The following is a 13,028-nucleotide window of genomic DNA, read 5'->3' on the forward strand; positions in this document are numbered from 1 at the left end:
GTCAGAACGAGACCGTCAGGCCGAGGCTGTAGCTGCGGCCGCTCTCCGGGTAGGGATGGATGGCCGCCTCCTCGCCGCGCTGTTCGTCGGTGATGTTCTCCACGCCCGCGCGCAGGCTCAGCCACGGCGAGAACCGGTAGCGCAGGTCGGCCGACCACAGCAGGTAGGCGGGCAGGCCCACCGTGTTCGCGCCCGAGTACTGCACCTGGCTGCCGACGTACTCGCCGCGCAGGCGCGCGTCGAAGCGGTCCGCGGGCGCCCACGACAGGCCCAGCGCGCCGCCGTGCCGCGGACGCTCGGCCAGCGGGCGGTCGTTGGCGCGGTCCAGCGTGTGCAGGCGGGTGTAGTTGGCGTCGAGCCGCAGCGTCTCCGCCAGCGGCACGCCGACGGCCAGCTCCAGCCCGCGGATGCGCGCCTCGTCGACGTTGACGTAGGTGCGCTGCTCGCGGCCGCGGATGCCGCAGTCGCTGACGCAGAGCGTCTGCACGAGGTCGTGCAGGGTGTTCTGGAAGGCGGTGGCCTGCAGCGACCAGTCGCCGTGGCGGTACTCGGTGCCGAACTCCCAGGTGGCATTGGTCTCCGGCGCCAGGTCCGGATTGCCGACGATGGTGAACATGCCGCCGCCGCCGGTGGCGCGGTAGCCGGGCGAGAGCTGCTTCAGGCTCGGCGCCTTGAAGCCGCGGCCGTAGCCGCCCTTCAGCGTCCAGCCCGCGCCGAGCTGCTGCACCAGGTAGGCGCGCGGGCTGCGGTGGATGCCGAAGTCCTCGTGGTCGTCGATGCGGGCACCGACCACGCCGGAGAGGGTCGGGGTGAGCTCGATCTCGTCCTGCAGGAACAGGGCGCGATGGACGATGGCCGCGTGGCCGGCGGCGTTGACCGTCGGATCGTCCAGTTGCTCACGCCGCCACTCGCCGCCCAGGCTCACGCGATGCGCGGCTCCGAGCCGCAGGCTGGCGTGCCCGTCCACGGTGTCCTCGCGCAGGTGCTGCGCGCCGGTCGGCGTGCCCCGGCTGCGCGCGTTCACGCGGTCGAGGTCGGTGCGGTAGGCGCGCAGCAGGGTGTCGCCCCACTGCCAGCCGCCCTGGTGGGAGAGCGCCACCTGGCGGCGCTCGATGTCGTCGGCGTAGCGGTAGTGGTAGGGCGCGCCGCCGGCCTGGAGCGCGTCGCGCCAGCGGTCCTCGCGGCTTTCCATCACGTCCAGGTCCACCCGCTGCGCGGCCGAGGGCGTCCAGCGGAGGCCGATCCTGCCGCTGCGCGCGGCGCGGCCTTCCTGGGCGCTGACGAGGGGATCGGCCGCGTCCGGCGTCTCTGCACGGCGCCGGTCCTCGGCGTGGACGGTGAGGCCGAGCACGCCCGGGATCAGCGGGCCACCGGCATAGGCGCCGATCTGGTGGGTCTCGCCGCCGCGCCCGTCGTCGCGGACGCTGCCGCCGGCGGTCACGCTGCCGCGCCAGGCGTCGGTGGCGCTGCGGGTGATGACGTTCACCACGCCGCCCAGCGCCTCCGAGCCGTACAGCGAGGACATCGGCCCGCGCACCACCTCGATGCGCTCGATCGCCTCCACCGGCACCCAGCCCATGTCGAAGTCCGAGTGCGCGATGGCGCCGCCCGAGGGCGTGATGCGGCGGCCGTCCACCAGGGTCAGGGTGTCGTCGGAGGACATGCCGCGCAGGCGCACCCCGCGCCGGCCGAAGCCGATGCCGGTCAGGCTCACGCCCGGCGTGCCGCGCAGCGCGTCGGTCAGGTCCTCGATGGGGCGCCGTTCCAGTTCCTCGCGGGTGATGACGGTGACCGAGGCCGGCACGCCCTCGACCGGGCGTTCCGTGGCGGTCGCGGTGACCACGATCTCGGGAAGGGTCCGGGGCGCCAGCGGCTCGGCGGCGGCGGTGGACGACAGGCAGACGGAAAGCAGCGCCAGCGCGAGCGGGGCGCGGCGGGGAAGCGACAGCGGCATGTGGCCCTCGGGGAGACGGAAAGCGGACGGACGGTCGGCATCACGACCGGGTGAAACAATATATCGTTTCGTCCGCGTCGTCCCCATGACCGATGGCAGGGGCCGGATGCGGCCCCGCCCTCCCGGCGGCGACCCCGCGCGGCGCACATGGGCTACGCGACGCACCGTGGGCGCCTGGTCGCCTTTTCTCCCTGTTCCCCGCACCGACCCGTGCGGGGCGCGACGTCCTCAGCCGATGCGGCGGCCGCCGGCGTAGACGGCGCGCGCACCGCCGCCGCCCAGCCAGTAGCACAGCTCGGCCGGCTGCGCCGCGTCCCACACCGCCAGATCCGCGCGCTGCCCGGCGACGAGGCGGCCGCGGTCGTCCAGGCCGAGCGCCCGCGCGGCCTCGACCGTCGCGCCGCGCAGGGCCTCCTCCGGGGTCAGCCGGAACTGGACGCAGGCCAGGGCCATCGCCAGGCGCAGGGACAGCAGCGGCGAGGTGCCGGGATTGCAGTCGGTCGCCACCGCCATCCGCACGCCGTGGCGGCGGAAGGCCTCGATCGGCGGCAGCCGCGTCTCGCGCAGGCACACGAAGGCGCCCGGCAGCAGCACGGCCACCGTGCCGGCCGCGGCCATCGCGCGCGCGCCGGCCTCGCTGGCGTACTCGACGTGGTCGGCCGAGAGTCCGCCGAACTCCGCCGCCAGCGCCGCCCCCCCGAGATCCGAGAGCTGGTCGGCGTGCAGCTTGACCGGCAGCCCGTGCCGCCGGGCGGCCTCGAACACGCGGCGAGTCTGCGCGGGGTCGAAGCCGATGCCCTCGCAGAAGGCGTCCACCGCGTCGGCCAGTCCCGCCTCGGCCACCGCCGGCAGCATCGTGTCGCACACGAGGTCGATGTAGGCGTCGGCGCGCCCGGCGAACTCCGGCGGCAGCGCGTGCGCGCCGAGGAAGGTCGTGCGCACGCCGATGCCGAGCGCCTCGCCGACGCGCCGGGCGGCGCGCAGCATCTTCGGCTCGCTGTCGGCGTCGAGGCCGTAGCCGGACTTGATCTCCACCGTGGTCACGCCGTCGGCGACGAGCGCGCGCGCGCGCGGCAGGGTGGCCTCGACCAGGGCGTCCTCGCTGGCGGCGCGGGTCGCGCGCACGGTCGAGGCGATGCCGCCGCCGTTGCGCGCGATGCTCGCGTAGTCCACGCCGGTGAGGCGCTGCTCGAACTCGCCGATGCGCTCGCCCGCGAACACCAGGTGCGTGTGGCAGTCGATCAGCCCCGGCGTCACCAGGGCGCCGCCGAGGTCCTCGTGCGCGCGCGCGGCGGTGGAGGGCAGGGCGGCGCGCGGGCCGGCGTAGGCGATGCGGCCGTCGCGGACCGCCAGCGCGCCGTCGTCCACCAGGCCGTAGCCGGCGTCGCCGGCGAGGGTCGCCAGCCGCGCGCCGGTCAGGAGCAGGTCGTAGTCGTGCATGCGCGCAAGTGTAGACGCGCCCGCGGCCGTGGCCGTGCGTGGCCCGGGTCAGGGGCGATAATGCGCGCATGCACACCTTCCATGCCGAACACCTGTGGCGCCCCGACGGCTGGGCGCGCGACGTCGAACTCGCGGGCGCCGGGCGCGGCCGCTTCGTCCTGCCGGGCGTGGTCGATGCGCACTCCCACGCCTTCCAGCGCGCCATGGCGGGCATGGCCGAGCGCCAGACCGCGGCGCAGGACAGCTTCTGGACCTGGCGCGAGACCATGTACCGCTTCGCCGCGCGGCTCGATCCCGACAGCCTGCAGGCGGTCGCGGCGCAGCTCTACGCCGAACTGCTGGAGGCGGGCTACACCCGCGTGTGCGAGTTCCACTACCTGCACCACGCGCCCGACGGCCGGCCATACGCCGACCCGGCGGCGATGTCGCGCGCCCTCGTGGCGGCCGCGCGCGAGACCGGCATCGGGCTCACCCTGCTGCCCACGCTCTACATGCAGGGCGGCTTCGACGGGCGTCCGCTCGATGCGCGGCAGATGCGCTTCGCCCATTCGGTGGATGCCTACCTGCGCCTGGTCGGGATGCTGCAGGCCGAAGCCCTGGACGATGCGCGGGTGCGGGTGGGCGTGGCCTTCCACAGCCTGCGCGCGGTGCCGCCGGAGGCGCTTCGCGCGGTGCTCGACGCCGTGGCGCCGGAGCTGCCCGTGCACATCCATGTCGCCGAGCAGACCGCCGAGGTGGACGACTGCGTCGCCGCCCGCGGCGCACGCCCGGTGGCCTGGCTGCTCGACAACGCCCCGGTGGACGCGCGCTGGACCCTGGTGCACGCCACGCACCTGGAGCCGACGGAGGTGCAGGGCATCGCGCGCAGCGGCGCGACCGTCGCGCTGTGCCCGACCACCGAGGCCAACCTCGGCGACGGCCTGTTCCCGCTGCGCGACTTCCTGGACGCCGGCGGCGTCTTCAGCATCGGCACCGACAGCCACGTCTCGACCTCGTTGGCCGAGGAGCTGAAGATGCTCGAATACGGCCAGCGCCTCGCGCACCGCCGGCGCAACGTGGCCGCCGCGGGCGGAGGCAGCACCGGCGAGGCGCTATTCGCGGCGGCGCTGGCGGGCGGGCGCCGCTCGGGCGGCTGCGACGCGGCCGCCGACGGCGTCGTGGTGCTGGACGCGGAGGCGCCGCGTTTCGCCGGCGCCGGGACGGCCGACGTCCTCGACCGCTGGGTGTTCGCCGGCCACGGCGAGGCCATCGACGAGGTCTGGGTGGGCGGCGAGCGGCTGGTGGCGCAGGGGCGGCACCGCGAGCGCACCGCCATCGCCGCGCGCTACCGCGCGGCCATCGCGCGCCTGCTGGCGGAGTGACCGCCGCCGGGGCGCGCGGCCGCGGCGGGCGGGATCAGCGCAGCGCCGCGCGCAGCCGGGTGGCGTCGCCGTCGTTCGGCAGCGGCGTCAGGCCCAGCAGCTCGGCGAGCACGGGATAGACGTCGACGTTGTCGATCGGGTCGATCACGCGGCCGCGCGCGAAGTCGGGGCCGTGGGCGAGGAACAGCGCCCGCATCGCCGGCTCCTCCGGCGCGAAGCCATGCTCGCCGCCGTTGACGCGCCCGCCGAAGCGCAGCAGGTCCGCGCGGCGCAGCGCCTTCCAGCCGATGGCAGCCTGGCAGATCACTTCCGGGATGCGCGGGTGCGTGCCGTAGTGCCACTCGGCCGGCAGGTCCTCCTTGCGCCAGCACTGCAGGTGCGGGTTCTCGCGCGGCAGGGCGGCGTCCTCACGCGTGGGCGAGAGGCCGACCACCTGGCCGGCGGTGACCACCTCCCAGTCGTCGAGGTCCATCAGGTCGTCGAGGAAGACCAGGCGCTGCGGCGTGGTCTCGGCCATGCCGTGGTCCGAGACCACGATGATGTTGACCCGGTCGAACAGGCCGCGGGCGCGCAGGCCGTCGAACAGGCGCTGCAGGGCTGCGTCGATCTGCGCCAGCGCGGCCACGCGCTCCGGCGACTCCGGGCCGTGGTAGTGGCCGGCGCTGTCCACGTGCTCGAAGTACAGCGTGATGAAGTGCGGCCGCGCCGCCGCGGGCAGGTCCATCCAGCCCAGCAGGCGGTCGACGCGCGCCTCCGGCGGCAGCTTGCCGTCGAACGGCGTCCAGCGGTCCGGGCGCATGCCGGCGATCTCCGCCTCGGAACCCGGCCAGAACATCGTCGCCGCGCTCAGGCCCGCCTTCTGCGCGGTGACCCACAGCGGCTCGCCGCCCCACCAGCGGCCGTCGCCGACCGCCTCGCGGTTGCTGAGCGTGAACCTGCCCAGCTCGGGATCGCGGATGGTGTTGTTCACGATGCCGTGGTGGTCCGGGCGCAGGCCGGTCACCAGCGTGTAGTGGTTGGGGAAGGTGAGGGTGGGGTAGGAGGGGGTCATCCAGCGCGCGAGCACGCCGTCGGCGGCCAGCGCGTCCAGCGCCGGCGTGTCGCCGCGGCCGAGGTAGTCGGGATGCACGCCGTCCAGGGAGATGAGGATCAGGGGCGCGGGCGTGTCGTCGCCGCGGAGCGTGGCGCAGGCGGACAGCAGGAACAATGCGGCGAGGCCGCAGGCGAGGCGGTTCAGAAGGGACATCGGGGGTCTTTCGGAGGGGGAATGCGGCGCGGAGGGTACCAGCTCGGGATTGCGTCCCTGTGGCGTTCGCGCCCGCGAAACGCGCGCTGCGCTAGGGTCGGGGCCGTCCCTCGCGCTCCGGAATCCGCGATGTCCCGTCTTCTCGCCGCCGTCGTCCTCGCCTGCGCCACCGGCGCCGCGGGCGCCCAGGTGGCGCCGCATCTTCCGCATCATCCGCCGCATCCGGCGGTGCTGCCCCCGCCGTCCCCGAGCCCGCTTGCCGAGCAGCGCGAGCGCCAGCGCCAGCTCGACCACGACCGCCAGCGCCGGGAACTGGAGCTGCTGCGCCGCGAGCGCGCGCTCGACAGCCTGCAGGGGCAGAACGCGCAGCGCAGCCTGCACCTGCGGCAGGCGACCACCGCCGAGCCCTTCGTCGCCGACCGCCTGCGGCGCGACGTGCAGGCGCGCGAGGCGGAACGGCGCCTGGAGCGGGCACGCCGCGCGCAGGCCCTGCAGGCGGAGATCGACGCCAGCCGGCCGCCGCCTCCGCCGTTGCCTCCCCTCCCGCCGGTCGACGTCCGCTGAACGGGCGGCGCAGGCCGCGCGACCGGGTCGCATCGCCGTCCGTATCGCATCCAAGGCCGCACCACCAGGAGTCCGCCATGAACCGCCTGAGCATCCTGCTGATCTGCAGCGCCTTCGCCGCCCCGGCCCTCGCCCAGGCGCCGGAGCCGGCGCCGCCTGCGGGTCCCGCGCCGCCCGTCCTGCCCGTGCCCGAGACGCCCGAGCCGGTCGAGGACTTCGGCGACGGCCCCGTCCACGCCGACCCGGTCGACCGCGAGAGCGCCGCCCTGCACCGCGACTGCGTGGAGGAGACCGGCACCCGCATTCGCGACACGTCGCGCGCCGCGCGTGCCGACGATCCGCGTCAGGCGCGCGACTGCGCCCGGCCCGGCCGCGCCTATTCGCGCGAGGACATCGAGCGGACCGGCGAGACCGACCTGGGCCGCGCGCTCGAGCGCCTGGATCCCGCGATCCGCCGCGGGCGGTGAGGCGGGTGGGGCGAAGAAGGGCGAAGGGCGTAGGGCGTAGGGCGAAGGGCGTAGGGCGAAGGGCGAAGGGCGGGGTGTCGTCGCGGGTGGGCATGCCCTGCGTCGGGGCTCTGCGATAATCCGGCGTCTTTCACAGCCGGACCGCCTGCCGCATGAGCAACGACCGCCGCATCGATCCCAGCCGCCGTATCCACGCGCCGCGCGGCGCCGAGCGGACCTGCCGTTCCTGGCAGACCGAGGCCGCCTACCGCATGCTGCAGAACAACCTCGATCCCGAGGTGGCCGAGCGTCCGGAAGAGCTGGTGGTCTACGGCGGCATCGGCCGCGCCGCACGCGACTGGGACTGCTACGACGCCATCCTGCGCACGCTCGAGACGCTGGACGACGAGCACACCCTGCTGGTGCAGTCCGGCAAGCCGGTGGGTGTGTTCCGCACCCATGCCGACGCGCCGCGCGTGCTGATCGCCAACTCCAACCTGGTGCCGCACTGGGCGACCTGGGAGCACTTCCACGAACTCGACCGCAAGGGCCTGGCCATGTACGGCCAGATGACCGCGGGCTCGTGGATCTACATCGGGTCGCAGGGCATCGTGCAGGGCACCTACGAGACCTTCGTGGAGATGGGCCGCCAGCACTACGGCGGCGACCTGACCGGCCGCTGGATCCTCACCGCGGGCCTCGGCGGCATGGGCGGCGCGCAGCCCCTGGCGGCCAGCCTCGCCGGCGCCTGCAGCCTCAACATCGAGTGCCAGCAGAGCCGCATCGACTTCCGCCTGAAGACCCGCTACGTCGACGAGCAGGCCACCGACCTCGACGACGCGCTCGCGCGCATCGGGAAGTACACGCAGGCGGGCGAGGCCAGGTCCATCGCGCTGCTCGGCAACGCCGCCGAGGTGCTGCCGGAGCTCGTCCGCCGCGGCGTGCGCCCGGATGCGGTCACCGACCAGACCAGCGCCCACGACCCCGTGCACGGCTACCTGCCGGCGGGCTGGACGGTCGAGCAGTGGCTCGCCGCGCAGAAGAGCGATCCCGAGGGCGTGCGCGATGCCGCCAAGCGCAGCATGCGCACCCATGTCGAGGCCATGCTCGCCTTCCACGCGCAGGGCGTGCCGACCTTCGACTACGGCAACAACATCCGCCAGATGGCGAAGGACGAGGGCCTGGCGGACGCCTTCGACTTCCCCGGCTTCGTGCCCGCCTACGTGCGGCCGCTGTTCTGCCGCGGCGTGGGCCCGTTCCGCTGGGTCGCGCTCTCCGGCGACCCGGAGGACATCGCCAGGACCGACGCCAAGGTCAAGGAACTCATCCCCGACGATCCGCACCTGCACCGCTGGCTGGACATGGCCGGCCAGCGCATCGCCTTCCAGGGCCTGCCGGCGCGCATCTGCTGGGTCGGCCTGGGGCTGCGCGACAAGCTGGGGCTGGCCTTCAACGAGATGGTGCGCAACGGCGAGCTGAAGGCGCCGATCGTCATCGGTCGCGACCACCTCGATTCCGGCTCCGTCGCCTCGCCGAACCGCGAGACCGAGGCGATGGCCGACGGCTCGGACGCCGTGAGCGACTGGCCGCTGCTCAACGCCATGCTCAACGTCGCCGGCGGCGCCACCTGGGTCAGCCTGCATCACGGCGGTGGCGTCGGCATGGGCTACTCCCAGCATTCGGGCGTGGTCGTCGTCTGCGACGGCAGCGAGGCCGCCGACCGCCGCATCGCCCGCGTCCTGTGGAACGACCCGGCCACGGGCGTCATGCGCCACGCCGACGCCGGCTACGACATCGCCCGCACCTGCGCCCGCGAAAAGGGCCTGCATCTGCCGATGCTGGTCTGAGGCGTGCGTGGAGAGGAGTGGGTAACGGAGGCCAGTGCGTGCACCTCGTCCCGTTTCTCACTCCTCATGCCTCGCTCCTCGCCGCCAAGCCCCTTCCCCGCCTGCGGGGGAAGGCGGGGATGGGGGTGAAGCGCGCAGCGCGCGCTGCCTGAGGCGTGAGTACAAGGAAGTGAGAAATGAGGGCCGCGACCGCTCTTCTCCTCCTTTTCTCACTCATGACCTCCCGTTCCTGCCCAAAAGGCCCCCCTCCCCAACCCTCCCCCGCTGTCCGCGGGGGAGGGCGCTGTGGGCCTGTGGAGTAAGTGGAAAGGAGCAAGAAACGGAGGCCAGTGCGTGCACCTCCTCTCGTTTCTCACTCCTCACGCCTCGCCCCTCGCCCCAGCGCCCAGCCCGCGACCACCGCCAGCCACGCCACGATCATCGCGATCAGCCCCTTCTGCGCGAGCCCGCGGGGCAGGTCGCGCCAGAAGGCCAGCAGCCACACGCCGGCGAAGCAGAGCAGGGCCCACGCCAGCGCGCCGCGCGCGATGGGCCGCCACGCCGGGTCCAGTCGCAGGCGCAATGCCTGCAGCACCATGCCCGTCGTCGCGCACAGGAAGGTCGTCTGCGCGGCGATACCGTGCACCAGGTGCACGAGCCGCGGGTCCTCGTGCGGGAAGCGCATCGGCGCCAGTGCCGTGACCACCAGCGCCGGCGCGCCGAGCGCGAACAGCAGCAGGGGCGCCGCGCTCCGTGCCTCGACCGGGAGCCCGCGGTACAGCCCCACGCCCAGCGCGAGCATCCCGGCCGCCAGCGCCGCATAGGCCGACTGCAGCAGCCAGCCCCAGGGCCCGACCAGGTAGACGCTCATCTGGCTGTGCACCCAGTCGAGCTCCGGGCGCAGCGCATGCACGGACACGGCAGCCAGCAGGAACGCCGCGAGCGAGAGGAGGGCGAGGCAGGCGAAGGGTCTGGGCATAGAATCGCGGCAGGGAAATCCGGGCGTGTCGCGCACCCTCGTGCGGCGCGCGTTCCGGCGAACAGGAGAGCGTATGGAAGCGGACATCGCGCAGATCAAGATCCTTCTCTGGGTCGTCATCGGGCTCCTGACGGCGTTCGTCGCCGGCAACATCCTCTGCCGCGTCGTGGGATGCGGCCAGCCGCGCGAGGACCGGTTCCGCGAACTCTGGCAGAAGGGCCGGATCGACGCGCTGATCGCCGGCACCCGGCTCCGGTTGCAGGAGCACCCGCACGACATCTCCGCGCTGTACTTCGGCGCGAAGGCCCTCGCGGTCAGCGGGCTGCACGACAGCGCCAGGGCCTACGTCCAACGGATCATGCTCATCGAGCCAACCCTGCACGCGGCGTGCAGGGAGCAGCTGGAGGCCATCGACCGGATGGCAGGCGGGGCCGGCAGCCCAGCGGGTGCCGAGTGCGGTCCGGGGGAGGCGCGGAATGGATGAGCTGGTTCCGGCGCTGATCGCGGCGGTCATCGGCGGCGGGATCGCCGTCGCTGCGGGGCCAGCACACCGTTGCGCCTCGTGCGATATCCGCCTGTCGAAGATGCACATTCCCCGCAGCCTTCGCGAGTTCCTCTCCGGGGAAGCTCTCTGCCGCGCATGCCGCGCGAGGGGACGCGGACGAAACCAGGACGAGTCGAGGGTGCGCCCTTCGCAGGGTGTGGAATGAGGGCTCGATCCGCCTGTGGTCGCATCGTAGAGTCCGACCCGCACAATGGGTCGCGCATGTCAGGAGTCGTCGCATGGAAAGGAAGCAGATGGACGCCATCGTCCGGGCCGTCCTCGAACCGGATACGCGGGTGCAGGACGAGATCCGCCGCAAGCGCGAGGCGGAGGCACTGCGCCTCGCACGGCAACGGAAGGTGGCCCTGCTGATGCTCGCCGGCGCCTTGGCGGGCGGCGTGGTCGCTCACCTCGTCGGCGCGCGCTTCTCGCAGGGCATCCTCTGGGGCGGCATCGCCGGCTCGGTACTGGGATGGACGGGGGTGTGGTTCTGGAAGCGTTAGCCTGCCGCTCGATGCCAGGGTGGCCGTGCTGCGCACCGTTCGGGCGGAGGTCGCATTCAGGCGTTGGGGAATCTTGGTGAGAGGTTTGGTGAGCGAGGCAGAAAGACAACAGTCGAAGCTTGATGTGGAGCGGGCATGCAGGTGCCTCTGGGGGAGCCTGGCGCTCAGCGCTGTTGCTTTGGTCGTGGATTTCGATCGCCCCGCGAACTTCCCGGCCGCTGCCCACCTGGTCTCTATTGGAGCAGCCTACGCGTTCCTTGCGTTCCTTGTCGTCAAGATAAAGAGCGGTAAGAACTGGGCAAGGTATGCCAGCTTGACCATAACGGTCCTCGGCTTTCCGTTCTCGGTGCCTGCTGCAATCGACGATGTGTCGAATGCGCTGGATGGAGGCAGTGGTCAGTCAATGGTGCTGGCTTTCGCCAGTCCGGCTTGGCTGGTCCTGCAGGTCATGGGCCTGTGGCTTGTATTCACGCGGCCCGGGAGCAACTGGTTCAAGCGTGGAGAGCCTGCCCTCCAGACGTCGCAGGCCGACGTCGAGGATCCATGCTCACGCCTTGTTGGAAAGCTGGCGCAGCTGCAAGAGCTGCGGGACAAGGAGCTGATCAGCCTCGAGGACTTCGAGAAGAAGAAGGCGGAACTGCTGGCAAAGCTCTAGCTCAAGGCAGGAATGCACCAGGCGACGTGCGGCTCGAGTGGTCGCGCAACGGGCATCCGGTGGCCGTGTTCTTCGGAATGGACCTCATGGGCTTCATCGCGGAGGCGGAGCCTCGGGGTTGCAGCCGGCTCCTTGGCCGGCCTGGTCCCTACGGCAGTCCCTTGGATGAGATCCTCTATGCTCGAATGTTCCGACAGGCCGAACTTCATCCTGGCGGGAACCGCTGTACGTTTCCGCTGAACTCTGCCGTCAACCAGATGGAGCCTGCGTCCGCCGTGGAGATCGTTTCCCTCTCAGAAGTGCCTGCAATGCTCGACGTCGTCGCCGAGTGGTACTACGGGGCCTGGGGACGCGAGGATGGTCTGACTCTCGAGGTCGAGCAGCAGACGTTGCGCGCGAGCCTGGTCGGCACGGGGCTGCCCAGGACCTACCTGGCCTTCGCGCACGGCAGTGCGATAGGGGCGGTGCAACTCAAGCTCGGCGAGATGCCGCAGTTGCCCGGATACGTTCATTGGCTTGGCGCCGTTTACGTCGCGCCTTCGGCCAGAGGCAGGGGAGTGGCCCAGTCCCTTGTGCACCACGCGGTGGAGCAGGCGCGGGCGCAAGGCATCCAGCGGCTCTACCTGCAGACCGAAGACCTCACGGGCGGCTTGTACGCTCGGTGTGGCTGGGCGGCCGTGAGTTTCGCGGAGAGCCACGGGAAAAGGGTGCTTGTCATGGAGCGTCGCTTGGACGTCAACGGTTCATTCGGGTCGAACCCGCTTCGGGACTCCGTTCAGTTCGGTGTGCAGTGCCTATGAATAAGTCGGTTCCGGCAGAATCACCCGATGCCTACGTCGCGGCGCTTGCCGGTTGGCGCAGGTCCCTCGTCGAAAGCCTGAGCCGCGCCGCGCTTTCGGCAGGCGAGCTGGAGGAGCGGATCAAGTGGGGCCACCTGGTCTATTTCCACAACGGCCCCGTACTCCTCATCCGCGCGGAGGAGCAGCGTGTACTTCTGGGATTCTGGCGCGGCAAACGGCTGCGGGAACTCGATGATCGGCTCAAGCCCAGCGGCAGGTATGAGTTGGCCAATATCGTTCTTGTGGAGGGCGAGAAGGTCGATCCTGCGCGAGTCAGGGAGTTGGTGAACGCCGCAATGGGTCTGAACCGCAAGCTCGGCGACCCCACTGCTGCGCCCAAAGTTCGCTAGAGCGCAGCCTGGAGAATCAACTCAGGCCGGAACCCGGAGATCGATCCGCTTCGCGGCGCGTTTGATTCAGACGTTCGGCCGATGAAGGACCTGGCTGATCTCGGGTTTTATCGTGGCGATTGCGTGGGGCGCAGGGCCCGGTTGCGGACAAGGTCGTGCAGCGCGTGTCGCGCAGTAACCGCCGTGGCGGAGGGGGGCGGTTGAGCCGGCGCGCGGCGTCTGCACCTCGGGATATCGAGACGCGTCGCATCCGGACGCTGCGCCCCGCGGGGGTTGGAGGTCACGTCCGGACGCAGGCCGGCTCGCGACCCGTCTCCGGCG

The 13,028-nt window shown here is 72.1% G+C and carries 13 protein-coding genes; 9 read left to right on the forward strand and 4 right to left on the reverse strand.

Annotated features, from left to right (window positions below):
• Position 1: 1 nt before the first annotated feature.
• Both ACFO3Q_RS08760 and hutI read right to left on the reverse strand, forming a co-directional pair.
• Entirely contained in the window at positions 2 to 1,954 is a 1,953-nt protein-coding gene (locus tag ACFO3Q_RS08760; protein ID WP_377004284.1) for a TonB-dependent receptor domain-containing protein, read from the reverse strand.
• A gap of 228 nt (positions 1,955 to 2,182) precedes the next feature.
• Positions 2,183 to 3,394 carry an imidazolonepropionase gene (gene hutI / locus ACFO3Q_RS08765; RefSeq protein ID WP_377004285.1) on the reverse strand — a complete coding sequence of 404 codons (1,212 nt, stop codon included), beginning with the start codon at positions 3,392 to 3,394 and terminating at the stop codon, positions 2,183 to 2,185.
• 68 nt (positions 3,395 to 3,462) lie between these two features.
• On the opposite strand from hutI, the gene ACFO3Q_RS08770 reads away from it, so the two are divergent.
• Positions 3,463 to 4,755 carry a formimidoylglutamate deiminase gene (locus ACFO3Q_RS08770; protein ID WP_377004286.1) on the forward strand — a complete coding sequence of 431 codons (1,293 nt, stop codon included), beginning with the start codon at positions 3,463 to 3,465 and terminating at the stop codon, positions 4,753 to 4,755.
• A 34-nt stretch (positions 4,756 to 4,789) separates the two neighbouring features.
• On the opposite strand, the gene ACFO3Q_RS08775 is transcribed toward ACFO3Q_RS08770, so the two are convergent.
• The gene (locus ACFO3Q_RS08775) at positions 4,790 to 6,001 is read right to left on the reverse strand and encodes an alkaline phosphatase family protein (protein WP_377004287.1); all 1,212 of its coding nucleotides are present in this window, start codon (positions 5,999 to 6,001) and stop codon (positions 4,790 to 4,792) included.
• 129 nt (positions 6,002 to 6,130) lie between these two features.
• On the opposite strand from ACFO3Q_RS08775, the gene ACFO3Q_RS08780 reads away from it, so the two are divergent.
• The 3 genes from ACFO3Q_RS08780 (at position 6,131) to hutU (ending at position 8,858) form a co-directional block, all read left to right on the forward strand.
• Positions 6,131 to 6,565 carry a hypothetical protein gene (locus ACFO3Q_RS08780; RefSeq protein ID WP_377004288.1) on the forward strand — a complete coding sequence of 145 codons (435 nt, stop codon included), beginning with the start codon at positions 6,131 to 6,133 and terminating at the stop codon, positions 6,563 to 6,565.
• Between the two features lie 77 nt (positions 6,566 to 6,642).
• A complete protein-coding gene (locus ACFO3Q_RS08785; protein WP_377004289.1) occupies positions 6,643 to 7,032 on the forward strand; it encodes a hypothetical protein in 390 nt (129 codons plus the stop codon).
• A gap of 152 nt (positions 7,033 to 7,184) precedes the next feature.
• Positions 7,185 to 8,858 carry a urocanate hydratase gene (gene hutU, locus ACFO3Q_RS08790; RefSeq protein WP_377004290.1) on the forward strand — a complete coding sequence of 558 codons (1,674 nt, stop codon included), beginning with the start codon at positions 7,185 to 7,187 and terminating at the stop codon, positions 8,856 to 8,858.
• A gap of 352 nt (positions 8,859 to 9,210) precedes the next feature.
• Here the strand turns inward: hutU and ACFO3Q_RS08795 are convergent, their stop codons facing one another.
• The gene (locus ACFO3Q_RS08795) at positions 9,211 to 9,816 is read right to left on the reverse strand and encodes a DUF998 domain-containing protein (protein WP_377004291.1); all 606 of its coding nucleotides are present in this window, start codon (positions 9,814 to 9,816) and stop codon (positions 9,211 to 9,213) included.
• Between the two features lie 73 nt (positions 9,817 to 9,889).
• Here ACFO3Q_RS08795 and ACFO3Q_RS08800 point away from each other — a divergent pair, with 73 nt between their 5' ends.
• The 5 genes from ACFO3Q_RS08800 to ACFO3Q_RS08820 all read left to right on the forward strand — a co-directional run bounded on the left by ACFO3Q_RS08800 (position 9,890) and on the right by ACFO3Q_RS08820 (position 12,707).
• On the forward strand, positions 9,890 to 10,300 hold the full coding sequence (locus tag ACFO3Q_RS08800) for a hypothetical protein (protein ID WP_377004292.1): 411 nt from the start codon (positions 9,890 to 9,892) through the stop codon (positions 10,298 to 10,300).
• A 299-nt stretch (positions 10,301 to 10,599) separates the two neighbouring features.
• Positions 10,600 to 10,863 (forward strand): hypothetical protein, encoded by a 264-nt coding sequence (locus ACFO3Q_RS08805; RefSeq protein ID WP_377004293.1) that lies wholly within the window; start codon positions 10,600 to 10,602, stop codon positions 10,861 to 10,863.
• Positions 10,864 to 10,951: 88 nt separating this feature from the next.
• Positions 10,952 to 11,518 (forward strand): SHOCT domain-containing protein, encoded by a 567-nt coding sequence (locus ACFO3Q_RS08810; protein WP_377004294.1) that lies wholly within the window; start codon positions 10,952 to 10,954, stop codon positions 11,516 to 11,518.
• Positions 11,519 to 11,679: 161 nt separating this feature from the next.
• The gene (locus ACFO3Q_RS08815) at positions 11,680 to 12,318 is read left to right on the forward strand and encodes a GNAT family N-acetyltransferase (protein ID WP_377004295.1); all 639 of its coding nucleotides are present in this window, start codon (positions 11,680 to 11,682) and stop codon (positions 12,316 to 12,318) included.
• Positions 12,315 to 12,707: a DUF1801 domain-containing protein gene (locus ACFO3Q_RS08820; protein ID WP_377004296.1), complete on the forward strand. Its 393-nt coding sequence runs from the start codon at positions 12,315 to 12,317 to the stop codon at positions 12,705 to 12,707. Before ACFO3Q_RS08815 ends, ACFO3Q_RS08820 begins: the two co-directional genes overlap by 4 nt.
• The last annotated feature ends 321 nt before the right edge of the window (positions 12,708 to 13,028 follow it).

The sequence above is a fragment of the Coralloluteibacterium thermophilum genome (assembly GCF_042654365.1).
GTDB lineage: Bacteria > Pseudomonadota > Gammaproteobacteria > Xanthomonadales > Xanthomonadaceae > Coralloluteibacterium > Coralloluteibacterium thermophilum.